Annotated in this window: 25 protein-coding genes; 12 read left to right on the forward strand and 13 right to left on the reverse strand. The window is 42.0% G+C overall.

Annotated features, from left to right (window positions below; translation table 11 throughout):
* Positions 1-610: 610 nt before the first annotated feature.
* The 6 genes from urtA (at position 611) to NSTC731_RS33310 (ending at position 6,050) form a co-directional block, all read left to right on the forward strand.
* Positions 611-1,927, forward strand: a complete 1,317-nt coding sequence (urtA, locus tag NSTC731_RS33285) for an urea ABC transporter substrate-binding protein (protein ID WP_445628680.1) — start codon at positions 611-613, stop codon at positions 1,925-1,927.
* Between the two features lie 163 nt (positions 1,928-2,090).
* Positions 2,091-3,251 carry an urea ABC transporter permease subunit UrtB gene (gene urtB / locus NSTC731_RS33290; RefSeq protein ID WP_445628681.1) on the forward strand — a complete coding sequence of 387 codons (1,161 nt, stop codon included), beginning with the start codon at positions 2,091-2,093 and terminating at the stop codon, positions 3,249-3,251.
* A 27-nt stretch (positions 3,252-3,278) separates the two neighbouring features.
* On the forward strand, positions 3,279-4,400 hold the full coding sequence (urtC, locus tag NSTC731_RS33295; protein WP_445628682.1) for an urea ABC transporter permease subunit UrtC: 1,122 nt from the start codon (positions 3,279-3,281) through the stop codon (positions 4,398-4,400).
* Positions 4,375-5,121, forward strand: a complete 747-nt coding sequence (urtD, locus tag NSTC731_RS33300) for an urea ABC transporter ATP-binding protein UrtD (protein WP_445628683.1) — start codon at positions 4,375-4,377, stop codon at positions 5,119-5,121. The genes urtC and urtD overlap by 26 nt, the downstream gene beginning before the upstream one ends.
* 225 nt (positions 5,122-5,346) lie before the next feature.
* Positions 5,347-5,628, forward strand: a complete 282-nt coding sequence (locus NSTC731_RS33305; protein ID WP_445628684.1) for a hypothetical protein — start codon at positions 5,347-5,349, stop codon at positions 5,626-5,628.
* Positions 5,629-5,645: 17 nt separating this feature from the next.
* Positions 5,646-6,050: a type II toxin-antitoxin system VapC family toxin gene (locus NSTC731_RS33310; RefSeq protein ID WP_445628685.1), complete on the forward strand. Its 405-nt coding sequence runs from the start codon at positions 5,646-5,648 to the stop codon at positions 6,048-6,050.
* A gap of 132 nt (positions 6,051-6,182) precedes the next feature.
* Here the strand turns inward: NSTC731_RS33310 and NSTC731_RS33315 are convergent, their stop codons facing one another.
* Together NSTC731_RS33315 and NSTC731_RS33320 are read right to left on the reverse strand one after the other, a co-directional pair.
* Positions 6,183-6,311: a hypothetical protein gene (locus NSTC731_RS33315; RefSeq protein ID WP_445628686.1), complete on the reverse strand. Its 129-nt coding sequence runs from the start codon at positions 6,309-6,311 to the stop codon at positions 6,183-6,185.
* Between the two features lie 45 nt (positions 6,312-6,356).
* A complete protein-coding gene (locus NSTC731_RS33320) occupies positions 6,357-6,752 on the reverse strand; it encodes a hypothetical protein (RefSeq protein ID WP_445628687.1) in 396 nt (131 codons plus the stop codon).
* Between the two features lie 179 nt (positions 6,753-6,931).
* Here NSTC731_RS33320 and NSTC731_RS33325 point away from each other — a divergent pair, with 179 nt between their 5' ends.
* Complete coding sequence (locus tag NSTC731_RS33325) at positions 6,932-7,198, forward strand: hypothetical protein (RefSeq protein WP_445628688.1); 267 nt, start codon at positions 6,932-6,934, stop codon at positions 7,196-7,198.
* Between the two features lie 647 nt (positions 7,199-7,845).
* Here the strand turns inward: NSTC731_RS33325 and NSTC731_RS33330 are convergent.
* The 9 genes from NSTC731_RS33330 to NSTC731_RS33370 form a co-directional block, all read right to left on the reverse strand.
* A complete protein-coding gene (locus NSTC731_RS33330) occupies positions 7,846-9,459 on the reverse strand; it encodes an iron uptake porin (RefSeq protein ID WP_445628689.1) in 1,614 nt (537 codons plus the stop codon).
* A gap of 677 nt (positions 9,460-10,136) precedes the next feature.
* Positions 10,137-11,537, reverse strand: a complete 1,401-nt coding sequence (locus NSTC731_RS33335) for a sugar porter family MFS transporter (RefSeq protein WP_445628690.1) — start codon at positions 11,535-11,537, stop codon at positions 10,137-10,139.
* A gap of 181 nt (positions 11,538-11,718) precedes the next feature.
* Entirely contained in the window at positions 11,719-12,717 is a 999-nt protein-coding gene (locus NSTC731_RS33340; RefSeq protein ID WP_445628691.1) for an ABC transporter permease subunit, read from the reverse strand.
* A complete protein-coding gene (locus NSTC731_RS33345) occupies positions 12,714-14,270 on the reverse strand; it encodes a sugar ABC transporter ATP-binding protein (RefSeq protein ID WP_445628692.1) in 1,557 nt (518 codons plus the stop codon). Before NSTC731_RS33345 ends, NSTC731_RS33340 begins: the two co-directional genes overlap by 4 nt.
* 270 nt (positions 14,271-14,540) lie before the next feature.
* The gene (locus tag NSTC731_RS33350; RefSeq protein ID WP_445628693.1) at positions 14,541-15,593 is read right to left on the reverse strand and encodes an ABC transporter substrate-binding protein; all 1,053 of its coding nucleotides are present in this window, start codon (positions 15,591-15,593) and stop codon (positions 14,541-14,543) included.
* Between the two features lie 124 nt (positions 15,594-15,717).
* On the reverse strand, positions 15,718-16,719 hold the full coding sequence (locus tag NSTC731_RS33355) for an ABC transporter substrate-binding protein (protein WP_445628694.1): 1,002 nt from the start codon (positions 16,717-16,719) through the stop codon (positions 15,718-15,720).
* Positions 16,720-17,503: 784 nt separating this feature from the next.
* Positions 17,504-18,400, reverse strand: a complete 897-nt coding sequence (locus NSTC731_RS33360; RefSeq protein WP_445628695.1) for an inositol oxygenase family protein — start codon at positions 18,398-18,400, stop codon at positions 17,504-17,506.
* A gap of 593 nt (positions 18,401-18,993) precedes the next feature.
* The gene (locus NSTC731_RS33365) at positions 18,994-19,317 is read right to left on the reverse strand and encodes a DUF1815 family protein (protein ID WP_445628696.1); all 324 of its coding nucleotides are present in this window, start codon (positions 19,315-19,317) and stop codon (positions 18,994-18,996) included.
* A 137-nt stretch (positions 19,318-19,454) separates the two neighbouring features.
* Positions 19,455-19,940, reverse strand: a complete 486-nt coding sequence (locus NSTC731_RS33370) for a gluconokinase (protein WP_445628697.1) — start codon at positions 19,938-19,940, stop codon at positions 19,455-19,457.
* A gap of 212 nt (positions 19,941-20,152) precedes the next feature.
* Between NSTC731_RS33370 and NSTC731_RS33375 the strand changes: the two genes are divergently transcribed.
* From NSTC731_RS33375 to NSTC731_RS33390, 4 genes are all read left to right on the forward strand, one after another.
* The gene (locus NSTC731_RS33375) at positions 20,153-21,184 is read left to right on the forward strand and encodes a LacI family DNA-binding transcriptional regulator (protein WP_445628698.1); all 1,032 of its coding nucleotides are present in this window, start codon (positions 20,153-20,155) and stop codon (positions 21,182-21,184) included.
* Between the two features lie 26 nt (positions 21,185-21,210).
* The gene (gene uxaC, locus NSTC731_RS33380; RefSeq protein WP_445628699.1) at positions 21,211-22,638 is read left to right on the forward strand and encodes a glucuronate isomerase; all 1,428 of its coding nucleotides are present in this window, start codon (positions 21,211-21,213) and stop codon (positions 22,636-22,638) included.
* A gap of 68 nt (positions 22,639-22,706) precedes the next feature.
* Positions 22,707-23,543 carry an SDR family oxidoreductase gene (locus tag NSTC731_RS33385; RefSeq protein WP_445628700.1) on the forward strand — a complete coding sequence of 279 codons (837 nt, stop codon included), beginning with the start codon at positions 22,707-22,709 and terminating at the stop codon, positions 23,541-23,543.
* Entirely contained in the window at positions 23,512-24,834 is a 1,323-nt protein-coding gene (locus tag NSTC731_RS33390) for a lactate racemase domain-containing protein (protein WP_445628701.1), read from the forward strand. Before NSTC731_RS33385 ends, NSTC731_RS33390 begins: the two co-directional genes overlap by 32 nt.
* Here NSTC731_RS33390 and NSTC731_RS33395 read toward each other — a convergent pair.
* Positions 24,824-25,261, reverse strand: a complete 438-nt coding sequence (locus NSTC731_RS33395) for a hypothetical protein (protein ID WP_445628702.1) — start codon at positions 25,259-25,261, stop codon at positions 24,824-24,826. The two genes, NSTC731_RS33390 and NSTC731_RS33395, sit on opposite strands and share 11 nt — an antisense overlap.
* A gap of 118 nt (positions 25,262-25,379) precedes the next feature.
* Between NSTC731_RS33395 and tmk the strand changes: the two genes are divergently transcribed.
* On the forward strand, positions 25,380-26,015 hold the full coding sequence (tmk, locus tag NSTC731_RS33400; protein WP_445628703.1) for a dTMP kinase: 636 nt from the start codon (positions 25,380-25,382) through the stop codon (positions 26,013-26,015).
* Positions 26,016-26,084: 69 nt separating this feature from the next.
* Here the strand turns inward: tmk and NSTC731_RS33405 are convergent, their stop codons facing one another.
* On the reverse strand, positions 26,085-26,273 hold the full coding sequence (locus NSTC731_RS33405) for a hypothetical protein (protein WP_292750468.1): 189 nt from the start codon (positions 26,271-26,273) through the stop codon (positions 26,085-26,087).
* Between the last annotated feature and the right edge of the window lie 6 nt (positions 26,274-26,279).

Here is a 26,279-nt window from a genome sequence, read left to right on the forward strand (position 1 = left end):
GCGTCATGCTAGGGAAACTGTCACCTATTGCAATCTAGACATTCAAACATAACTTGACAAGTGTTTCACTCCAGGATTTTTAGATGCTTAACTTTGCCGAGAATGTCTTCTTTTAGGCAAAGTATACTGGGAGTAGGCTCCCCAGCATGAGGCTTTGACCTATGTTAATTCATCCCGCTTCACTTCCCTTTAAGGGGATGCACATAGTCCATTTCCTGTCAATGCGTAAGTCCTATATACAATCAACTCATAGTTTGTAGTGAGCGATTTATCGCTCAGAGCAAGGATTATCGGGACTGAAGTCCTTACTACAAACTTGAAATTTAATTATGCTTAGATACTTGGCAGTTTTTAACTGTTTAGAATCAAAGACGTTTGTGGAAGAGAAAGGTTTTATTCTTCCATAACGTGTTACATAGATATGAGAATCTTTATAAAGTTAATAAAGCTTAATCTTAAAAAGTTTGTTTTTTATTACAAAAACAAACTTTTTTGTATAAGGCGTCACTTTTTACTAGTAAACTATCGCACTATTATCACACTTTAAAGTTTGATATTGTCAGCTTTCTATTAAGTTAGCTGATTCATCTACAGGAAAATTCATAAAAAGATGAGAAGGCAATTTAATCGGCGCAAGTTTATAATCTACGGTTCTTTAACTTTTGGCAGCAGCTTTTTTTTGAAAGCTTGCGCGAATAATTCTCCAACTGCGACAGAGAGTCGAGCCGCACCTCCTACGGCTTCACCAGCGGCGGCTACTGCTGGTGACACAATCAAAGTAGGTATTTTGCACTCTTTGAGTGGTACGATGTCTATTAGTGAAAAAAGCGTTGTTGATGCTGAAAAGTTAGCAATCCAAGAAATTAACGCAGCTGGTGGTGTCTTAGGTAAACAAATTGAAGCAATTACCGAAGATGGCGCTTCTAACTGGGATACTTTTAGAGAAAAGGCAACTAAGCTAATCGATCAAGATAAAGTCGCTGTAGTTTTTGGTTGTTGGACTTCTGCTAGCCGCAAGAATGTTAAGCCAGTATTCGAGAGCAAAAATCACATGCTCTGGTATCCCGTGCAATACGAAGGTCAAGAGTGTTCTAAAAATATTTTCTACACTGGCGCTGCACCCAATCAACAAATTGAACCATCTGTTGATTGGCTGTTAAAAAATAAGGGCAAAGAATTCTTCTTAGTTGGCTCTGACTACGTTTTTCCCCGAACAGCTAATACCATCATTAAAGCTCAATTAGAAGCTTTAGGCGGAAAAACAGTTGGTGAAGATTATTTACCTCTAGGCAATACAGAAGTTACACCAATTATCACTAAAATCAAGCAAAATTTGCCCAATGGTGGCGTGATTTACAACACCTTAAATGGTGATAGCAACGTTGCTTTCTTCAAACAATTAAAAGGGGCTGGATTGACACCAGATAAATATCCCTCTATGTCTGTGAGTATTGCTGAAGAAGAAGTGAAAGCAATTGGTGTAGAGTATCTCAAAGGTCATTATGCAGCTTGGAACTATTTTCAAACAGTAGACACACCTGCTAATAAGAAGTTTGTAGCAGCTTTCAAAAAAGAGTACGGTGAAAATCGGGTGACAAATGACCCAATGGAAGCTGCATACATTGCAGTTTATTTGTGGAAACAAGCAGTCCAAAAAGCTGGTACTACAGACATAGCTAAGGTAAGCGCTGCGGCTTATGGTCAAACTCTAGATGCACCTGAAGGTAAAGTGACACTGGATGCCAATCATCACATATCTAAAATTGTGCGGATTGGTCAAGTTAGACAAGATGGTTTATTTGATATTGTCTATGCTACTCCAACAGCAGTTGAGCCAGTTCCTTGGAATCAATTTGTGAAAGAAACTAAGGGATTTGCTTGTGATTGGAGTGACCCTGCTAAGGGTGGTAAGTACAAGAAAGTTTAATTCATTTGTCATTAGTAGACGTAGGTTGGGTGGAGCGGAGCGCAACCCAACATATATCAGGATGTTGGGTTACGCAAAGCCTCCACCCAACCTACAATTTTTTTGCTGGGAACGAGGGACACGAGATACTAACTACTCGCTGATAGTTTTTGTGGAGAAATAAGTGTTAGCAGGATTTTTAGAAGCTGTATTTAATGGTATTAGTATTGGCGCGGTATTATTAATCGCGGCGTTGGGGCTGGCGATTATATTTGGCTTGATGGGCGTCATCAATATGGCGCATGGTGAATTGATGATGTTCGGCGCTTATACAACATTTGTTGTGCAAAATGTCTGCAAACAATTGGGTGGGGTGTGGTTTGAAGTCTATATATTTTTGGCTTTGATTATTGCATTTATATTCACGGCTGCTGTGGGATTGATTTTAGAAAGAGGTGTGATTCGTTATCTCTATGGACGCCCATTAGAAACTTTACTGGCAACTTGGGGAGTAAGTTTAATTTTTCAGCAGTTTGTTCGCAGTGTGAATTGGGTATTGATAATTGGTCTAGGTTTATTTTCTTTGTTGTTTTTTGGAGGTTTATGGATTTTAAATTCTCGCACTGATTTGGGAAGGGTTCGTAACTGGATTGTAGCGGTGATATTTTTATTATCGCTGGGGGTGACAATCACAACGGGCAATTTATTAAGTCAAACTTATCAGTTAGCAGTAACTCAACCTTGGTTTGGCGCTCAAAATGTGGATGTAACAGCACCGACTTGGTTACAAGCAGGGATATCTTTAGGTGGTGTGCAATTACCCTTTGCCAGATTATTTATTATTGTTTTAACAATAATCTGTGTGGCAGGAATTTACTTATTTTTACAACGTTCTAGCTGGGGTTTAAGAATTCGGGCGGTGACACAAAACCGGAGTATGAGTGCTTGTTTGGGTATCCCAACTCAAAAGGTGGACGCGATTACTTTTGCACTGGGTTCTGGTTTAGCTGGTGTGGCGGGATGTGCAATTAGTTTACTCGGTTCTGTGGGGCCAAATACGGGACAAAACTATATTATTGATACTTTTATGGTGGTTGTCGTTGGAGGTGTGGGTAATTTAGCCGGGACGATTGTGGCGGCGTTGGGTATTGGTACGGCTAATTTTCTAATTGGTTCTGGAACTTTGGCTTTGTTGTTGACTCCTGTTAAACCTTTGGTAGATTTCTTTACTTTTTTTGCCACCACAAGTATGGCCAAGGTGATGGTATTTGCGCTGATTATTGTGTTTTTGCAGTGGAAGCCTGGGGGAATTTTTCCGCAGAAGGGACGTACTGTTGATGTTTAAACCGCCAAGACGCAGAGGAGGTAGAGAATGAAAAAGAAGGGGGGAAGGTTAATTTTAATTGAAGTGGGGGTGGTAGTCGCGATCGCACTCCTCCTTATAATTATCATGCCACTGCTGCTTACGGAGTTTCGCCTGAATTTGTTGGGACGATTTTTATCGCTGGTGATCGCAGCTTTGGGTATCGATTTGATTTGGGGTTATACTGGTTTACTAAGTTTGGGACATGGTATTTTCTTTGGCTTGGGTGGATATGCGATCGCAATGTACCTGAAGCTGCAAGTCCCCACTGGAGAATTGCCTGATTTCATGAGTCTTTATGGGGTTACAGAACTTCCCAGTTTTTGGCAACCTTTTTATTCGTTTCCTTTGACAATAGCTGCTGTGGTACTAATTCCGGGGTTATTGGCGGGATTGTTAGGATATTTGGTTTTCCGAAATCGCCTCAAGGGAGTTTATTTTTCTATCTTGACTCAAGCCGGAACGATTGTATTTTTCAACTTCTTTAACGGTCAACAACAATTTTTCAACGGCACGAACGGACTGATAGATTTTACAACTTTGTTTGGCGCAACGGTGAGCGATGCCAAGACGCAGTTTGTTTTCTACACACTGACGGTAGTGTTTCTCGCAGCCACCTACGGAATTTGTCGCTGGTTGACAACTGGACGCTTTGGCAGGTTGTTGATAGCGATTCGTGATGATGAAAGTCGGGTACGATTTTCTGGCTATGACCCTACAGATTTTAAGGTGTTGGTGTTTGCAGTTTCCGGTGCGATCGCAGGTATAGCAGGAGCATTTTACACGATTCAGAGTGGTTCTGTATCACCCAGAGCAATGGATATTGCCTTTTCCATTGAAATGGTAATTTGGGTAGCTGTAGGGGGACGCGCTACTTTAATTGGGGCGATTGTGGGAACTTTGTTAGTAAATTATGCCCGCACTTTTTTAAGCGAACAATTTGCTGAAATCTGGCTATTTTTCCAAGGCGCACTATTTTTGATAGTCGTTACAGTCCTTCCCGACGGCATTGTGGGATGGTTGCGCAGTCAGAATATTTCTTTTTTCCACCGTCGTCAAGAAATTGCTACATATCCCACCTTAGAAGAAGACCCCGAAGTGCAACATGAACGCGAAAATATTGGAAACTGAAAATGTAACTGTTAGCTTTGACGGTTTTAAGGCTTTAAACCAGCTTAACTTTAGTATGGATGTGGGAGAATTACGAGTCGTAATTGGCCCCAATGGTGCGGGAAAGACAACCTTTCTGGATGTAATTACGGGGAAAGTTCAGCCAACCGTGGGGCGAGTTTTATTCAAAGGAAGAAACCTGCGTTCTTTACCTGAATATAAAATTGCCCGATTGGGAATTGGACGCAAGTTTCAAACACCTCGAATTTACCTTAACTTAACGGCCCGCGAAAATTTAGACATTACCAGTCATAAGAAGAAAAATGTCTTTTCTACTTTATTTGAACGTTCTCATGCTGTGGAAAAGAATAATATTAAAGGATTATTAGAAACCATCGGTTTAACGCCGAAAGCCGATATCAAAGCAGCTTTACTTTCTCACGGAGAAAAGCAACGTTTAGAAATTGGAATGTTAGTAGCACAGTCTCCAGATTTATTACTTGTAGATGAACCCGTTGCTGGTTTAACAGATGAAGAAACCTACAACATTGGCGAACTACTTTTAGCACTAGCGCAGAGTCATTCAATTTTAGTAATTGAACATGATATGGAATTTGTGCGTCAAATTGCTAAGAAAGTAACAGTGTTACACGAAGGTTCGGTGCTGTGCGAAGGTAATTTTGAAGAAGTGCAAAATGACTCTCGTGTGATTGAGGTGTATTTGGGAAAACAGGAAGATTAACAATTCAAAATTCAAAATTCAAAATTCAAAATTAAAGACATTTCAGACGGGGATTTAAACCCCGACTGAAACTGGTGCTACTAGATATAGCGCTCCTGCGATGTCTATGACAGGCTAGGCTTACGCTCGAATTCATATATGAAATATGAATGAGCCGAACCGCTTCAGAATATTTGTGGAAAAAAGCTATAATTGCCCTAGCTTTAATTGAAATCGTTTATTCTTATGAGCCAACTGCTAACACTGGAATTAAGTGATGATGTCTATGCAGCTTTGCAGCAGCAAGCTGATGCCATCGGGGTTTCGGTAGCAGAATTGATTGTGACATCTCTTGATGGGCAGCACGATCTTCTAACTGGTACAAAGCTACAACCAGAAGTTCAGCCAGAAGAAGCACGTCAACGGTTACTTAGTTATGCAGGTGCAATTAGCTTGGGTTATGCCACAGGTATAGATAACGAAAGCATTGATGCTGACTTGGCAAAAGCTTACACCAATGATTTTTAAGCATTGGAATGTAGATTATGCTGCTTGATACGTCAGGATTGCTCTGCTTTCTCCATAAAGATGAGCCACAACATGAAAAGGCAGTTGAACTGATTGCTACTACAAGCAGAACTCGGCTTACGCACAACTATGTTTTAGCAGAATTAGTGGCTCTAGCATTGGTTCGAGGCTTTTCCCGTTCAATTGTACTGTCATACAGCCTTGAACTGATCAACAATTCAAACGTTCAAATTGTATGGGTTGATCAGCCGCTACATCAAGAAGCAATAGATTTATTGTTAGCAAGACAGGATAAAACTTATTCATTATGTGATGCTATAAGCTTTGTGTTGATGCGTAGGCAAGGAATTATGGAGGCATTAACAACTGATAAACACTTTGAGCAAGAAGGTTTTACTCGTTTGTTGCGGTCAGCAGGCTAACACTGCGCTGCACCTCTGTATGAAATTTTCATCTCTATATCTTCCATAGCAATTTCTAATGTCTGGCGATATAGCGGTCGCCAGGTAGGTTAGGACATAAACTGAATATAGAACCTAGACACCAAGAGACTTTCAACCCTGTCCTCTGTCACCTGTTCCCTGTCCCCTGCTATAAAATGGAAAATTTTGGATATCCCAATTGCGATCGAAAGCTTGCTTCAGCCAGAGGTAGAAACACCTTTGAGATTTTAGATTGTTCAATCCAAAATCTCAAATCCAAAATCCAAAATGATATTACCTCATTTTTTATGCGGTTTTTCCATTCTTATCTGATGCTTGTTCTGCAAGATTTTTTAAGCGGCTAGCTCTCATTTTGCGGAGGCGATCGCTATTACGAACACCACCCGCCATTTCATATTCAGCGCTGTCTTTGCCGTACTTAATAGCAACCACCATTAACATTTTCTCAGAAAGCTGCTTCAAGTTTTTTTCCATCTCTTCAACTTCTGTTAAAGTAGAGTCAACTATAGCCAGAGCGCTATTATGAACATCAATTTTATTACGTAACTGTTCGATTGAATCAATCAGTTTTTCTAAAGTATAATCTTCTTCAAATTTAATGCTGGGAATAATCGATTTCATCCCAGATGCTCTTAATTCAGCTTTTTCTAAAACGCGGGATGTACGTTTTTGACGAGACATAATTTTTCTCTTTTAAGATATTTCTAAAACTAGCTTGCCTCAATTAAACCCGATTTCGGTTCAGCATAAATCGCAATTTCTCATAATAAAATTTTTAGCTTATACCAGTAATATCTCGGTATATAATTACTCATGTACGAGGACAAGGGCTAGAAAACACGAGAGTAGTCGCTACAGACTTGGGAGTAGTCGCTACAGACTTGGGAGTAGTCGCTACAGACTTGAGAGTAGTCGCTACAGACTTGGGAGTAGTCGCTACAGACTTGGGAGTAGTCGCTACAGACTTGGGTGTAGTCGCTACAGATTTGAGAGTAATTGCTACAGACTTGAGAGTAGTCGCTACAGACTTGAGAGTAGTCGCTACAGACTTGGGAGTAGTCGCTACAGACTTGGGAGTAGTCGCTACAGACTTGGGAGTAGTCGCTACACAAATACGGTTCGGTTAAGATCCCCCCGCCCACGGCGACCCCGTTAAAAAGCTACGGTGTATACACAAGTCAAATTACCCCCCCTTATACAATTTTGGATTTTAGATTTTAGATTTTGGATTGTGAAACATCCCTGCGATATATTGGGGGGAAACTTGAAATCTTGCGCCCTCCCCTTCACAAGTTACGGTGTACACACAAATGTTGGTCCCGCATTTCTCACTCTTCTCAAGACGTTTGATGGAGCAGAAAAGAAGTAATGAGTAATGAGTAATGAGTAATGAGTAAAAACTTCTTACTTCTTGACGAGTTACTTCTTGACGAGTTACTTCTCCCCGGCACTTGCACAGGCTTTAAGAGGTGTGGTGAGAAATCCGGGTGGTGCAGTGTATCTATCCTGCCTCGGAATAAATTCCCAGTCTCATAACCAAAGTCTTCTAAAAGAAGACTAAACTAAATTTCTTCTTTAGTCCTCTTTTAGAGGACTTTCGCTTATCAGCCCGGAACTAAAGTTCCGGGCGGGATATTTGCTCAGTGTGAGACTTTCACTTGAACAGAAATATTGGGTGGGTAGGATTTTTAGAGATGTGTGTACACCGTAGCCAACACATACGGGGAGGGTTGGGGAGGGGTGATTCAAGGATTTTTGCAAGAGGTCTATTCGGTTAAAAATCGAAGGTTGTGCGAAGCACACCCACATACTGCGTATCATTTCTGCTATCGTTTTCTGGGTTGAGAATCACCCAAAAACCAGGAGTAACTGAGATGTTGTCATTCAAGCGGTAGCGATAAAATGCTTCGATATGGTAAGCGTTGTCTCGGTCTTGACGGACATCACTGTTAGAGACATGGGGTGGTATACCAAAGAGAATTCCTGGGAGATTGCCTCTACCACCCACATCGGGAAACGAAACACCAATCGCCCCAAACCAGACATTGGCATTGGCACCATTGTTCACAAATAGAGAATCTGTTCCACCTCTACCATTGGAAACATCACTCAAACCAGAACTCTCGGCATTTGCCCAAATATATCCACCCCAAGCGTGGACTTGGAAATTCGGGGAGAAGCGATAGTATCCCTGTGTGCCGACAATATCGTTGGAAGTAGCAATGTTGTTGCCAAAGGGAGCGTTTGACAAGACGCTACCCGTCCCGGCGGAGATATCGGGTACTCCACCAGGGCTATAGCCATGAGAGTAGGCAACACCGATCGCTCCTTGCTTACCATAATAGGCTAAGTGCGCTAAGGCGTTGTAGCCGCCATCAAACAAGCCGTTACTAGCCGATGGCACATTGGGATTGTTTGCTAAATAACCCAAGGTGAGAACCAAGTCTTTGGTGATGTTCCAGTTAGCGGCTGCACCACCGCCACCTCGCCGGAATAAGGGACTGTACGATCCAAATAATGAGGGAACTCCATTGCCGTCGTCAGCAATTGTGGGGGGAGTGACGGTGGTGGAAATGTCGGTGTAACCAATGCCTGTAGGCCCAACAACGAAGTTAAGGGAATCACTAACTGGGAAGTAATAACGGATGTGGGGGACATAAAGTGTCTCGTTGCTGTCATAATCGAAGTTCAGGCGTGTCATCCCTGTGCCTGTGGCTGCGGCAATTTGGCTGACACCATTGGAATTCGCAAAGTTACCAAATTCTAGCCGGACTCGCAATAAATCTTTGCCAGTGAAACTACTCTCAAAGTTGAGACGACCCCGATTTGCAAAGTAGATGTGGGATTCATCATCTTCGCCACCGACGCGATCGCCAAAGGTATCACTAATGGCGGTAATAATTTGAGCATTCAACCTAGTGGTAGTAGAAAACTGCTGCGCCTCTAATGTTGCTGTATGTGCCTCTAAAGTATCTACTCGTCCGCGCAGAGTTGTCAGTTCTGCGGCAAAGTCTTGCTGCAACTTTTGCATTACTGCTAAATCTTGCTTATTAACTAAATCGCTAGTAGCTGTAGCAATTAACTCATTAATCCGATCCAAACAAGCATTTAAACCTGCCGCAAACTCATAACGGGTTAAGGCACGGTTGCCGCGATAGGTGGAATTGGGATAACCTGCAATACAACCGTAGCGTTCCACCAACGATTGCAATGCACCAAACGCCCAATCAGTTGGTTGTACATCAGAAAACTGAGAAACAGAAGTGACTTGTCCCTGCAAAGTCCGATTAGCATCTACTGCATTCGGATCGTCTTCTGGAGGTGCTGCCCAAACTGCTGGAATTGCCAAAAATAAAATAAAAAAGCTAGGAAAAATAGTTTTTAGCATTGATTTATTAATTGAAAATGGTTGAATTATGGGCTGGTAACGAAACAAATTACCCTCGAATCAGCTTATTTTTTTAGTGATTGACTGAAGCGAGAGTTTGTATCTAGTTCACCAAATTAATTTTGATAAGTTCGTAGCGAGTGGTTCTAACTCTCATCTAAGCACTAAAGTGCTTACTACAAACGTAAAAATTCAGCATCCAGAACTCAAAAGTCGTAATTTAACGTGAGTTCGACGAGTGCTATTTTGACCTCTCCCCCAGCCGCTCTCCTAGTAGGAGAGGAGAGCAAAAACTTTTCTTTTCTCGTTACTCTTCCCTCTCCTTACCCAGACGCTATGCGTTGCCTAAAAGGAGTGGGAGGCTGTCCGGGAGAGGTCTGTCGAACTCACGTTAATTTAAAAGAAATGCAGCATGATTATGGCAATTCCTGGTTACGTGAGGTACCAGAAATAATGTTTTTAAACGCAGAGGAGCGCAGAGTCAAACGCAAAGGTACGCAGAGGCTTACCTCATTTTATTCGTGATTTACTCAGTACTTCAGCAGGTCGGGAAACGCTATAGTACATTTATGTATCCCATTTTCTCCTCATTCTTTAACTATTCTGGATTCGGAATTTTGACTTGTGAATTCTTACCTTAATACTCGTAGCAAAATCAGACTTGATGAGACTACAAATTACATATCTTCTAACTCAATCCCTTTGGTTTCTTTAATAAAAAAGAGAATGAAAAAGAATGAGGTAGCTGCTGCAATTGTATAGAGTCCATAGGCAGAACCTAGACCGAAATATTGCAGTATTGGAGGAAATGTTGTGGAAACGAGGAAATTAGCAACCCATTGCATAGCAGCAGCAATCGAAAGTGCGGCGGCTCGAATTTTGTTATTAAACATTTCTCCCAACAGCACCCAAACCACTGGTCCCCAGGAGAAACCGAAGCAGAACACATAGAGGTTGGCTGCAATGAGAGCTATAGTGCCGGCGCTACCGGTGAGATTGGGGTTTCCAGCAGCATCGAGGGGAGCATGGCCAAAAAGATAAGCCATCGTCCCCAAGGTCAAGGTCATGCCAATCGACCCTAGTATAAGTAATGGCTTGCGACCAAATTTATCTACGAAGGCGATCGCAATCAGTGTTGTAATAATGTTGACGGCTCCTGTAATCACCGTGATTGATAAGGAATCTTTTTCGGAAAAGCCGACAGCCCGCCACAAAACGCTGCTGTAGTAGAAAATTACATTAATCCCAACAAATTGCTGTAATACAGATAAGCCGATTCCTATCCAAACAATTGGCAGCAGTCCGCCACTTCTGCTTAAGAGGTCAGAAAACCTGGGTTGGCGTTCGCGAAGCACTGTCTGCCGAATTTCTTCGATTTTTGGCAGTACGTCACCCCCTAAAATCTTGGTCAGAACGTTAGCAGCTTCTGGTTCTCGTCCTTTGGCAACCAAATAACGGGGAGATTCAGGAATTGTTAAAGCTACCATCCCGTAGAATACAGCTGGCGGGACTGCTGTCCAAAACATCCAGCGCCAAGCTGGAACCCCAAACAAAAACGGCGAGTCTGCTGAACCTGCTGACACAGCGATAAAGTAGTCGCTCAATAAGGCAACGAAAATTCCCACTACGATCGCTAATTGTTGCAGAGATCCTAACCTTCCTCGCAAATGGGTGGGAGAACATTCGGCAATGTAAGCTGGCGCAATGACGCTAGCAACGCCGATGCCAATCCCACCCAATAATCGCCAAAAGATAAAATCCCAGATTGTGAAGGCTATTCCAGAGCCAATGGCACTGATAGTAAACAATGCCGAAGCGACCACCATTGCGTTGACTCGACCATAACGGTCTGCAATCTGTCCGGCAAAGAAGGCTCCTACCGCAGACCCCAGCAACGCTAGGGACACTGCCAGCCCTGTCACCCAACTACTGGTATTAAAAGCTTTTGCTAAAGATAAAACCGCACCATTGATTACAGCAGTATCAAAACCGAATAAAAACCCGCCGAGGGCAGCGGCACCAGCAATCAAAATTACATAAAACGTGCTGGCTTTACGACGAGTAGTAGTGGAGGTCATAGTTTATATATTTATTATTGAAGATGGGGAATTGGGCATTGGGCATTGGGCGTTAGGAGTGCTGAGTAATGAGTAATGAGTAATGAGTAATGAGTAATGAGTTAAGAGTTAGGAGTTAGGAGTTTTGTTTATCCCCTTGTCCCCTCATCTCCCTCATCTCCCCTGCTCCCCTGCCTCTTTTTTACCGTCTGGAACGTCTGCGGAGTCTATCAATGGTTACTGCCAAAATAATTACTAGGCCTTTGACGACTAGTTGCCAGAAGTAAGATAGGTTCAACAGAGTTAAACCGTTGTTGAGAATCGCAATAATCAATGCACCGAGAAGAGTGCCGCCAATGGTGCCAATACCGCCTGTAAAGCTGGTTCCACCTAGAATAACAGCTGCGATCGCATCTAATTCATAACCCTGACCTAATACGCCACTGGCACTATAAAGACGGCTGGCGCTCATGATTCCTGCTAAACCTGCCAGTAATCCGCTAATACCATAGACGAATAGCAACACGCGATTAACTTTAATCCCTGTTAATCTGGCTGCCCGTTCGTTACCGCCAACAGCATATATCTGCACTCCCAAAACAGTTTGTCGCAGCACAAACCAGCTAGCGATTACGGTCAGTAGCGCAATGATTACTAGCCACGGTAGGGGGCCGACATAATTATTACCCACCCAAGCAAAATTGATGTTTGGGTTAATCAGTGTTGCTCCCTTGGCAACTAAAAAGGCAACACCCCGCAAAGCTGTAAGTGAACCTAATGTGACAATAAAAGGTGGCACATCCAAAAAGGTGATGAGAGCGCCGTTGACTAAGCCTAAAAGCAATCCCGCTAGCAACGCAGCAGGCACGGCCGCCCAACTTAAAGCTGGCAGCAGCGATACCAGTAAGGAAACTACGGCAGAAACAGCCAATATTGACCCAACTGAAAGGTCAATCCCTCCGGTGAGAATCACAAAGGTCATTCCTGTGGCCAGCACAATATTGATTGATGACTGACGCAAGATATTAACGATGTTACTGCCTGTGAGGAAGTTGGGAGAAAGGAAGGCAAATAAGATGCAGATAATTACTAGAATTGGCAAAATACCCGCAACTTCCAACAGAGTGCTGATTGATTTCCGGTTGCGAGCTGCGGGATTGTTGGCTAATTTATTGGCAGGCGGTCTGACTGTCTGACTCATAATGCTGATACCTCCGATGCTCCAGTTGCAAAATGCATAATCTTTTCTTGGGTGATTTCTTTGCCAAGACTGCCGTCCAGTTCGCCTACCAGTTGTCCTTCTCGCATCACTAAGACGCGATCGCTCATACCGACAATCTCCGATAGTTCGCTGGAAACCATTAAAATAGCAACACCTTGCGCTGCTAATTCGCTCATAATTCGGTAAATTTCACTTTTAGCACCGATATCTACGCCGCGTGTCGGCTCATCTAACATCAGGACTTTTGGTTTAATGGCTAACCAGCGCGCTAGCATTAGCTTCTGTTGATTACCACCAGAAAGATCCAATGCTCTGATTTCCAAATTGGCTAGGCGGATATTAAAGTTTTCTACCGCATCTGTTGACAGCCGATTAACTGAACTCCAGTCAACAACTCCACCCTTTGCATCCTCTTTGAGTGTGTTGATGGCAATATTCTTGCGGGCGCTCATCTCCAGAAATAAACCTTGGTCTTTGCGGTCTTCTGGAACGTAGCCAATTCCGGCAGCAATGGCATCACTGGGCGTATTAATTTCCAGTTTTTTGCCATTCAAGAATACTTCACCACTAGCCTTACGGTCTGCACCAAAAATCAGCCGGGATAGTTCTGTGCGTCCGGCACCAACCAACCCAGCTAAACCCAGAATTTCTCCAGCATGAAGTTCAAAACTAGCCGGCTCAATCTTTTTGCGGGCGTCGCTCATATTTCTGACTGACAGCACGACGGGGCCGGGATTCATTTGCCGTTGATGTTCGTAAAAGTCTTGCATGGAGCGACCGACCATCATCTGCACCAATCGCTGGGGAGTAATTTCACTGCGTGTGAGACTGCCAATATATTGACCATCGCGCAACACGCTAATCCGGTCAGCTAAGGCATAGATTTCTTCCATACGATGGCTGATGTAAATAATGGCAATACCATCACGCCGCAGTTTGCGAATTACCTCAAATAAATGGTCGCTCTCGCGGTCAGACAATGCTGCTGTTGGCTCATCCATCACCAAAACGCGGCTTTTATCCTTTAGCGCCCTGGCAATTTCCACTTGCTGCTGTTCGGCGATGGACAAAGTACCAACTACAGTTTGGGCGGTAAAATTGGCTCCCAGGCTATCTAGCACTTCTTCTGCTTCCAGTTGCATAGCTTTGCGGTCTAAAAGCTGACCTCGCCGCAACTCGCTACCCATAAACATATTTTCGGTAACGGTTAAATTAGGTGCAACATTCAGTTCTTGATAAATAAGATTAATACCCGCCTTGCGTGCTGTCGCCGGATCGGTAATTTTCAGGGGTTGACCATTGATGCGAATTTCTCCTTCGTCGGCAATATAAGCCCCAGCCAAGATTTTCATCAATGTGCTTTTGCCTGCTCCGTTTTCACCCATGAGGGCGTGAACTTCCCCCGGATAAATCGTCAGATTGACATTTTGGAGCGCAGATACACCATGAAATCGTTTCGTAATCCCTTGCATTTCTAATACAGGGGTGGTGGTTGGTGTATCAGGAAATGAGGTTTCAATATTTGTTGTCATGAGCAGAACCTCTAAAAACAATTTAAAAATTGCATCGTGAGTTAGAAATCAATCAACTCACACTTGATGTGAAATTAAAATCATCACAAAATCATGTTTTAAAAAGCGATCGCTATTTTGGAAACTTCTAAACGTCGTCTTCCAAAATTTAGAACTTTTCGCAAATGCATATATATACATCATGGGTATGTGCAAAAAGTCTGTCAATGCACCAAAAGACTCAACTCAGATTAGAAATAATTTGCATTGTAAATTTACAATTTTTATTATTTACCAGCCTTTTTCTGTGCTGACATTATCTTTTGTGATCAACTTAACTGGAATCAAAATTGTAGGATTGCTAGGTTTGTTCCCATTTAAAATGTCGTTGCCAACCTGAACTGCTTTTTGCGCCATTCCTCGCGGATTTTGAGTAGCCGTTGCAGCATATAAACTATTTTTAGAAGCGATCGCAGCGATCGCTTCTGGCGCACCATCAACCCCAACAATAAAGAATTCTTTACGTTGTGCTTGGTTAGCTGCTAGTTCTGCACCAACTCCACTCGGATCGTTGATAGCAAAAACAGCATCAATCTTCGGAAAGGTTGTCAGCAAATCAGTCATCACTCTGAGTCCTCCATCCCTACTACCGCCTGCATTCTGGTTTTTAGAGAGAATTTTGATATTGGGATATTTAGACAATACATTCTCGCAGCCACTAACACGCTGAATTACCGAATCTACTGGCGGGCCGTTAACTATTACTACATTGCCTTTACCTTTGAGGCGGTCAGCAATATATTTGCAACTAACTTCTCCAGCTTGGGTATTATTAGTAGTGATGGTGGCATCCACACCTCCCTCAGCACCTGTGTCTACGGCAATGACAATTCTACCTGCTTGTTTTGCTTTTTCAACTATTGGCTTAATGCCACTTTTATCAGCAGCGTTCAAAACAATGATGTCAGTATTTGCAGCCGTAAAATTTTCAATTTGATTGGCTTGTTCGTTAAGGTCATAAGCACTAGAAGCTATAATAACGTTGACATCTTTTCCGCCAATTCTCTTCGCTTCTGCCTCAACTGCTTGTCCCATAACAACGAAGAAAGGGTTACTTAAATCGCCAACGGTAAAGGCAACCGATCGCAACTTTCTATTTTCAGTAGCGGTTTTAATTTCTGCACTAGTATTGATAGCAGTTGTAGTATCAGTGTTAGTAGCAGTGTTGCGATCGGGAGAACCATTTGTACAGCCGACAAAGCTACCACTAATGATACCTAGTATGCTAGCTGCGATTAAGCGAAGCGCAACATCAGAAGTAAGCGGAATCTTTTTCACATTCATATATCTCCTAAAAATCATTCTTACTTACACCAAATTTAGAAACGATATATTAAAACATTTTGTAATTACGAATTACGAACTTGTACTGAGCGTAGCCGAAGTATTACGAATTACGAATTACAAATTACCAGCCTTGATAACTGCTGAGGTTCTCTCTAGTAACCAACTTGACCGGAATCAGAATCTCAGATGACTCAGGTTTTTTACCCTGGATGATATCGTTGCCAATCTGAACTGCTTTTTGGGCCATCCCTGCGGGATTTTGAGCAGCAGTTGCAGCAAATACACCATTTTTGTCTTCCATTGCTTTGGTTGCATCTGGCGATCCGTCAACCCCAACAATAAAAAATTCTTTACGTCTTGCTTGTCTAGCAGCTAAATCTGCGCCGACACCGCTTTGATCGTTAGTGGCAAAAACGGCATCAATTTTCGGAAAGGTTGTCAGCAAATCGCTCATGACTCTTAGTCCTCCATCCCTAGTCCCTTCAGCGTTTTGCTCTTTAGAGATCAGTTTAATATTCGGATATTTAGACAATGACTTCTCACAGCCACTCACTCGCTGATTGATTGAGTCCATCGGCGTACCGTTGAGGATGACTACACTACCTTGACCTTTGAGGCGATCGGCAATATATTGGCAAGCAACCTCACCAGCTTGGGTATTGTTGGAACTAATCATTGCATCCACATCTGCATCAACGGCTGAATCTAATGCAATAACAACTCTACCTGCAAGCCTTGCTTGGTCAATAACTGGTTTAACTCCTTTTTTATCAACAGCGCTGAGGATAATTAAGTCAGTATTTGCAGCTGTAAAATTTTCGATTTGGTTGGTTTGTTGGTTCAAATCGAAGGCACTGGAAACCGCATTAACTCTGATATTACCGCCGATTTTTTGAGCTTCTGTCTCAGTCCCCTTCTGCACAGCATTATAGAAAGGATTGCCTAAGTCACCCAAAGCGACGCCGATTGTTTGCAATTTTCTATTTGAAGTACTAAGACTCTCTGCGCTTATATTAGTAGCCTTGTTAGTAGTATTAGTAGCAGTGTTGCCATTTTCAGCGCCATTTGTGCAACCAACAACTACAAAACCTAATATACCAGCTATGAGCGAAATTTTATTCATATTCCTCTGTTTCTAACAACTGATTTAAATTGGATAAAGGTCATAACCAGATAAACTAGGTCTGAAAAACTTAGACTTAACCTAGCGTTACTACTAACTTTTGGAATTGAAACTCAAAAAAGCTTGTTATTTGACTTAATGGGAGTTATTGCTATTAGTTTCACGAACCCAAATGTTTTATTTTTAAAGCAAACTTACGAAGATTACACTACTTCAAATATTTACATTATTTTTGAGTAAAATTACTTCGTAGTGCATAGCCTGAAAGTAGCTTTTAAGTGAAACTTCCCAAAATTAGTTTTATTAAACTTATAAGTCTTTATTTGTTTTGAATTTATTTCATTTTATCCCGACCCAGTAAAAAAATTAATTTGTTTATCGAACTTTACATTTGTAAAGTGTTTAAATCTTTCGATAGAACTCAAAGTCTTGATTCCAAAGCATTCGGATAAATTAGGCTATTCCATATTATGATTGATGTTAAAAACGTTAACATTTCTCAATCAATCTCCTTCAGAAAAGATACATTAGAGTAGAGAGCTTTTTGATTGATAGTACGGAATTTCGGAAAATGTAAACATCCTTTGGTTAGATTTTTCAAATCAACTTTCATCAGCTTGACAAGTGTATTTATTTGTTATTCCTCTTTTATTACATGCAGGCAATAAAAGAGTAAACAAGATAATGTTTTTAAGCTTGATTAGGGATAAAGAAAGTTTGCATACTAATTTTTGTTCTTACTTTCTCCCATCAAAAATAGAAGATTGCATCTTCTTTTAACAGTTTAAAACTTTAATGTTGTCGGTAAATATTTAGCCACCAAATCTTCATAGTATGGTTTTATTTTCTGCCAATCAGGAGGAATAGGGTTTTTGGAATACAAATCGTAGGGATTGAATAAACGTACCCATTTAAACATTTCTCGATCGTGTTTATCCATCAAATGCTCATAGGCATTTTCACGATGTTGAGGATAAAATGAGTGATAACGAAGCATATACAATGCAGGTTCGGGCAAATAGTTTTTCATCATCTGATAAAAATACTCATCATGTCCCCATGATATGTGTACATTACTTAATCCACAGTTAGGTTCGTAAATGCCATATTTAGTGTTGTAATCGGGGTTATTATAATCAGGATTTTCTTTAAAGAATTCTGAGAAAACAATTTTATCAGAAAATGCACAACCTACAGGATAAGTATCCCCTACGGTAGCCCATTGAGGTTCGCCAAACAGACAAAGCACTTTCCCCATATCGTGAAAGAAGCCAGTAAGTACCATCCAGTCAGGATGACCATCAGCGCGAATAGCTTCTGATGTTTGCAATAGATGTTGTAACTGATCCATGTCTGTATCAGGATCGGAATCATCAACCAACTGATTCAAAAATTCGACCGCATCCCAAACAGACATTTCTTTTTTATCAAACTTCAAAAACTCTTTTTCTTTTTGAAGCACAAAATTATATGTTTGATTAATATGATTTAACCGATAAAATTCTTTTACTGTATATCTAATAGTAGTTTCGTAATTCCTGTACTCTTCGGTGGTTTTACCTTCTTTAACAATGTTATCTGGATCGGGATAGCGATTAAGTAAGTCTTGTTCCCATTCTTCTAGCGAACGTAAGGGATTGTTTTGAACTTGAGCAATGGCATTATTTAGAGTTTGAGACATATCTTCCTAGTTGTCGATATTGTATTTGTTAAATCGTACTTTCGCACTCTATTATGCACAGGTGTGCAAAACCTGTATTAGACTTATTTATTATTTTTGCACACGTGTGCAAAAATAGGTGTTAAGTTTCATTTCGTCTTTGCATACCTGTGCCTAGCCTAATTTATTCCAGTTTGGATCGGAGTTAAGACAAAGCACTGATGCGATCCGATCGCTAATTAATTCTCAGAGACTTCTTGGCATTTGTGGGGAAAAGGGTAAGGGGTAAAGGGGAAAGGGCTAATAAAAACCCTTTTCCCAATAAAGATGAGTCCCTTTCCCCCAAGAATGCAAAAGTTACTTTTGCAAGAGGTCTACTTTTCAGAGACTTTGATGCCTTCTGGGTAGCGACAACCTGCTACCACAGCACCCGATCGCGCAGCGTCAGCATATCGCTACGCCTCTATAGCTGATTTTTGTGTTGGATAGATTTTTGAAAAGGCTTGTGCATACGTGTACACAAGCCTTTGATTATATATAATCTCTTTTGTTTTACACACGTGTGCAAAACCTCTGTTAATTTTTTTGTCGAACTCAGCTAAGGGAGTCGTTAACTATTTTATTAATTGTATGGCAGTGGAATGCTTGACAATATTAGCCAACTCTTGTAGTTGGTTGATCGCTTCTGCACCCTCCAACTTCATTAATTCGCGATCGTCCCACAATTCCATCCAAGTAATTCCGTAATCAGACACTAAAAACCGAATCAGGTGCTTTTCTTTCAGGCTAACCATAAATGAAGCACTGTTCATTTGCTCGCCGCATGTATAACAAGAGGCAGTATAGCCACGCCGCTCAAGTATAATTGTCAAGGCTTGCAGGTTCATTACTAAGTCTTGGATGAATTGCTGATGCTGTTGCGCTAATCTTATAAACACTACTTTTCTCCTACCATTACAGTTATCTGCTTGCTTTGATATTTCTTTAGACTTACATCTGATGTGATTTAGTTGCCAAAAATTCGTGTTTTCCTAGATACGTGATTAATCTTAATATTACGGTTGTCACCACTCAGCTAAATTTCTAGAGCAGTTCTAATGTTTTGGACAATTATCTGGGGTGGCTGTGCAACATCCATAGATAGAGTATCTACTGGTTCTTCAAGTGTATAAAACTGACTATCGAGTAGTTTTTCACTCATGTAATGATTGCTACGCTCTTTTAAGCGTTTTTGAATCAACTCGTAAGACCCTTTGAGGTAAACTAGCTTGATGCGTTCGCTATCCACTACCAAAAATTGCCGATAGCTATTTTTTAAAGCCGAACACGCCAGCACTACATTTTTATTTTCTTGCAGCCAATGCTTGATGGCTGTTTGCAAATCTTGTAACCAAGGCATTCTGTCCTCTTCACTCAGAGGAATACCGCGCCGCATTTTCTCAACATTCTCTGGCGAGTGGAAAGTATCAGCGTCGCTAAATTCCCATTCTAAGGAGTCTGCTAGTAGTTTTCCGATAGTGGTTTTTCCAGAACCAGATACACCCATGACGATAATAATCATTTTTTTCTTAATAAAAGTTCAACTAATTCGGAATTCGGAATTTGTGATTTGTAACTTGTAGTTGTAATCATTGACGGAGGTGAAAGTGAGGATTTTTAACTCCTTGCTATGCAAAATGTCAGTTGTATTCAAATCTCTTGACAAATGACGATTATTTTCTATAATACATACAAATGCACACGTGTGCAATAATTAAAAGCTCAAATAAAATAATGAATAAACGAAGAATTTCAATTGAAGATATTGCCCGCAGAGCAGGGGTTTCTCATTCTACAGTTTCACGCGCTTTGCGAGATAACGCTCTCATTAGCCCAAAAGTGCGAGAAGAAATTAAGCGACTGGCAGAGGAGATGAGTTATGTGCCGAATGCTATTGCTCAAAGTTTGCAAAATAAACGTACTAATACTATTGGTGTAGTAGTAACTTCAATTTCAGATCCCTTTTACGCTGAGGTGGTAGAAGGAATCGAGAAGATAGCCAAACCAGCGGGTTTGAGTGTTTTGTTGAGTGCTTCACACCGAGATTTTGAGCAGGAAATGGCAGCTATTGATACTTTTCATCGCCGTAGGGTGGACGGGATTTTAATAGCTGACTCGCGAATTAGTAAACAGCATACTAAACAACTCACACAAATTGCTGTACCAACAGTTTTAATTAATAGTCAGACTGAAGACCAATCAGAAATATTTCATTCAGTAGCAATAGACGATCGCTTAGGTGCTAAATTAGCGACAGAGCATCTAATTAGTTTAGGACACACCGCTATTGGTTATTTGGGTGTGAGCGATCGCAGCAGATCGAACCAGCAGCGCCTAGAAGGATATCAAATGGCCCTTGCAGAAGCTAGTATCCCACAAAATACTGATTGGGTTTCAATTAGTGACGAGTATAATACCAGAACCAGCGACGTGAACACCGGACAAAATATGCTGTCTAAACTATTGGCCGCAGAAGTTACAGGCATATTTTGTTACAACGATATGGTAGCAATTGGCGCTCTGTTAGCTTGCCAAGAATTAGGTATTTTAGTACCGCGAAATTTAAGCCTTGTCGGATTTGATGGTATTGCTCTGGGTTGTTACGTTACGCCAGCGTTGACCACAATTAGTCAGCCCATGTTAGAAATTGGTGGCATAGCTATGCAAATGTTACTCGATTTAATAGAAGAAAAAACTGTGGAAAACCGCGTTTTATCTCCTTTTCTATTAAAGCGTGGTAGCAGTGCACCATTATTAACAATTTAAAATTCAAAACAATTTATACAAAAATTATGTTAACTAAAAAACCGGGTTTATCTCCCGATCGCTGCTTCTCTCCAGAACCAGTTCAAAGACGATTAGCCCATCAATTTTTTGATAGTATATCTGCGTTACCTTTAGTTTGTCCACACGGACACGTAGATCCAGCTTTGTTAGCTAATCCCGCAGCCCGTTTTGGTTCGCCCACAGAATTATTGATTATCCCTGACCACTACCTTTTGCGGATGCTTTATAGTCAGGGCGTATCTCTGCAAGCTTTGGGCATACCAACTAATGATGGTTCGCCAGTAGAAACCGACCACCGCAAAATCTGGCAATTGTTCGCCGACCATTTTTATTTATTCCAAGGTACTCCATCTGGGTTGTGGTTGAAAGAGGAATTAACTAACGTCTTTGGGGTGGATGAACCTTTAAATTCTCGCAACGCCGGACGTATCTATGATTATCTGGAAGGTTTGTTAGCCTCACCGGAGTTTTCCCCGCGTGCTTTATTCAAACGCTTTAACATCGAAGTGCTTTGTACTACCGATGCCGCCAGCGATCGTCTAGAAAATCAGCGATCGCTCCACGAAGAAGGTTTTACTCAAATTAGACCAACTTTTCGCCCAGATGCAGTAGTTAATCTAGATGCTCCTGGTTGGCGCGAAAATCTTAGCAAGTTGGAAAGCAGTATCGGTAGAGAAATTAACACTTACGCCAATTTTGTGCAAGCTCTCGAAGAACGTCGAGCTTTCTTTAAGAAAATGGGCGCGACAGCTACCGATCAAGGTGCAGCTACACCTTATACCACACGCCTTTCTGACCAAGAAGCCGAAGCTATCTTCGCCAGAGCATTAGCCGGCAAGCTGAATCCAGGTGATGTCGAAAATTTTACCGGTCATATCTTCATGGAAATGGCGCAGATGAGTGTGGAAGATGGGTTAGTGATGCAAATGCATTGCGGTGTGATGCGTAACCATAACCCGGCTTTATTTGAGAAATTTGGAGCTGATAAAGGTGCTGATATTCCCGTAAAAATCGAATGGACTGAAAATTTACGCCCGTTGTTGTCAGCTTATGGTAGCGATCGCCGCTTCCATTTAATCATTTTTGGTATGGATGAAAGCACTTATAGCCGCGAGATGGCTCCGTTAGCTGGTCATTATCCCAGTGTATTGCTTGGACCGCCTTGGTGGTTTCACGACAGCGTAAATGGTATGGAGCGTTATTTCAATCAAGTTATGGAAACTGCGGGAATTTATAATACTGCTGGATTTAATGATGATACGCGGGCTTTTGTTTCGATTCCGGCTCGTCATCATGTCTGGCGACGGGTAGCTTGTAATTGGTTGGCTGGATTGGTCGCACGGGGATTGGTTGAGGAAGAGGAAGGGTATGGTATGGCTCGTGCTTTGGCTTATGACCTTGCTAAGGTTGCTTATAAGTTTGAGGGGAATTGAGGGGGGAAATTTAAACGCAGAGGGGCGCAGAGGGAAGCGCAGAGGTACGCAGAGAGGGGGAATGGGTGATGGCTGAGTTGATTTTGAGTAAACTTTTTAGTTTGAAAGAGCGGGTTGCGGTAGTTACTGGTGGTTCTGGTGTGCTTGGTGGGGCTATGGCAAAGGGTTTGGCTCTGGCTGGAGCGCGAGTGGTCGTTTTGGGTCGCAATGAAGTTAGGGCGGGGGCGGTGGCGGCTGAGATTACTGCTAACGGTGGAGAAAGTATGGCTGTGGTGGCCGATGTTAGCGATCGCTCCCAATTAGAAATTGCTAGGGATGTTATTATACAGCGTTGGGGTGAGATAGATATTTTGGTAAATATGGCTGGCGGTAATATTCCGGCTGCCACAATTACTGCTGATGGGAATATTTTTGAGATGCCACATACAGCTTTCGAGGAAGTAGTTAGCCTCAATTTAGTTGGCACTTTACTACCTTGCCAGGTTTTTGGTCAAGTAATGGTGGAAAGAAGTCAGCCCCACGGTTGCATTGTGAATATTTCTTCTATGTCTGCGATTCGAGCGATTAGTCGAGTGGTTGGCTACTCGGCCGCGAAAGCAGGGATAGATAACTTTACTCGCTGGTTAGCTGTAGAACTCGCCCAAAAGTATGGTGATGGAATGCGAGTAAATGCGATCGCACCAGGTTTTTTTATTGGCGAGCAAAATCGAGATTTACTTTTAAATTCTGATAGTAGTTTGACCGTTCGCGGGCAAAAAATTATTGACCATACTCCCGCCGGACGTTTCGGAAAACCAGATGAATTACTCAGCACCTTAATCTGGTTATGTAGTTCTGGTTCTAGTTTCGTCAACGGAGTAGTTGTGCCGGTAGATGGTGGATTTAGTATCTACAGTGGAGTTTAATAATGTCATGTATTCACTGGCTGTAAATAATGGGACACTTTCAGATGAGCAAGTTTCGGCGCTAGTTCATCAAGCTTTAGTAGACCCTAAGTTGGATGGACAGCGCATCTTGGTGTTAATTCCAGATAGTACCCGCACTGCTCCCATCCCGCAAATGTTTCGATTGCTGCATCAGGAGTTGGGTCAAAGGGTAGCGGCTCTGGACTTTTTAATTGCTCTGGGTACACATAATCCGATGAGTGAAGAACAAATCAATCACTTGGTAGGAGTAACACCAGAGGAACGAGAGACAACTTTTAAAAAAGTTCGCATCTTTAACCACCTTTGGAACGAACCAGATACCTTTATCTCTTGTGGAGTAATTTCGGCAGACGAGATAGCAGAAATTAGCGGTGGAATGCTACATCAGTCAGTTGATGTGCGGATTAATAAGCTGATAACAGAATACGATTTGATTATAATTTGCGGCCCAGTTTTTCCCCACGAAGTTGTCGGTTTTTCTGGTGGAAATAAATATTTTTTTCCTGGTATTGGTGGTCAAGAAGTAATTAATCTCTCACACTGGTTAGGTGCTTTAATTACTTGTTACGAAATTATTGGTACGCTGGGAATCACACCAGTCCGGCGTTTGATTAACCGAGCCGCTAGCCTGATTTCTACCCCAAAGCTTTGTTTGGCGATGGTGGTCGCACCGAAAACAAATCAGCTAGCTGGACTTTATATAGGTCAACCAGAATCAGCCTGGGAAGCTGCTGCAAAACTATCAGCTAAACTGCATATTAAATATGTAGATCGGCCTTTTAAACAAGTGCTTTCAGTCATGCCCCAAATGTATGATGACATTTGGACAGCAGCAAAAGGAATGTACAAGCTAGAGCCAGTAATAGCTGACGGAGGCGAAGTAATTATATATGCGCCTCATATTACCGAGTTTAGCTATACACACGGCAAAATTCTCTCCCAAATTGGCTATCATGTGCGGGATTACTTTCTTAAACAGTGGCATAAATTCCAAGACTATCCTGCTGGAGTGCTGGCCCATAGTACTCACTTAAAAGGGATGGGTACTTTCGATCCGATAAAAGGAGAACAAGCGCGGATTCGCGTTACTTTAGCTACTGGCATTTCTGCTGAACGCTGTGCTGCTCATAACTTAAACTATCGCGATCCGGCGACCATTCAACCCACTCAATGGGCTAATCGAGAAGATGAAGGCATATTGCTTGTGCCGAAAGCTGGCGAAATACTGTACCGTTTAAGTGACAGTAATTTTCAGGAAACTAAATCGTAGTTTTTGAGACGCGATAAATCGCCGTTTTTGAGACGCGATAAATCGCCGTTTTTGAGACGCGATAAATCGCCGTTTTTGAGACGCGATAAATCGCCGTTTTTGAGACGCGATAAATCGCCGTTTTTGAGACGCGATAAATCGCCGTTTTTGAGACGCGATAAATCGCCGTTTTTGAGACGCGATAAATCGCCGTTTTTGAGACGCGATAAATCGCCGTTTTTGAGACGCGATAAATCGCCGTTTTTGAGACGCGATAAATCGCCGTTTTTGAGACGCGATAAATCGCCGTTTTTGAGACGCGATAAATCGCCGTTTTTGAGACGCGATAAATCGCCGTTTTTGAGACGCGATAAATCGCCGTTTTTGAGACGCGATAAATCGCCGTCTCTACAAGTGTTTTGGTCTTATCTGAACTGTATTGAATCATAAACTGCGATATCTACGATGGGCTACGCCTACGCAATTGCAGGTTAATTTTACACTTCGCGCTATTCTTGATCTGATGAAACCTCAGCGAATCAGTTTATCGCAGCGAATAAAAAAGCATGGGTGGAAAATTAATTGTATTTGAAGGAGTGGAAGGCTGTGGCAAAACTAGCCAAATGCAGCTTTGTTCTGAGTGGCTGGAAAGTCTCGGTGTTTCTGTGGTAGTAACTCGCGAACCGGGGGGAACAGAGTTAGGTGTACATCTTCGCCGCTTGCTACTAGAAAAGTCAGAAGGCGAGCCAGTTGCAGAGGTGACAGAACTCTTGTTGTATGCTGCTGACCGATCGCAACACGTTGAACAAGAACTTAAACCAAATCTTGCAGCTGGGAAATATATTTTATGCGATCGCTACACTGACTCTACCATTGCCTACCAAGGATATGGTCGCGGTCTGAATATGAGTTTAATCAATCAGCTTAATAATATTGCCACTGGTGGTTTAGAAAGCGATCTAACTATTTGGCTAGATGTCGATGTCGAAGTAGGACTGTCCCGCAAACTCTCAGACCAAGTAGGACTAGACCGTATTGAACAGGAGACAATCGCTTTTCATCGGCGCGTTCAGCAAGGATACGCGCATTTAGCAGCGTCTCATCCCTCACGAATTGTTCGGGTAGATGGCAGCTTGAGTAAAGAAGCTGTACAACAGGTAATTCAAGGAATTTTACGCGTACATCTGCACTTGGCGAGGTAAGAAAAAATAAGCTTAAAAGTTTTTAATGAATTTAGAAAATTTGTTGTAGTTTAGTGCAATAACTTTTCACTACTTCCCTTTTTTCTCATCCAGTGCTTTCTGAATTGCTTCTCTACAGAATTCAGGAGGGTCATCTTGTTGCTGCACTTCCTCTTTCATTGTTTTAGTGATGCGTAAATTTAATCTTTCGGTTAATGGTTCTTCTCTGTCTGTAGTGAACGGTTTTAGATTCTCTGGCTTGCCCTTATTCTTGGTCATTTGTAT

The sequence above is a fragment of the Nostoc sp. DSM 114167 genome, from assembly GCF_052692655.1.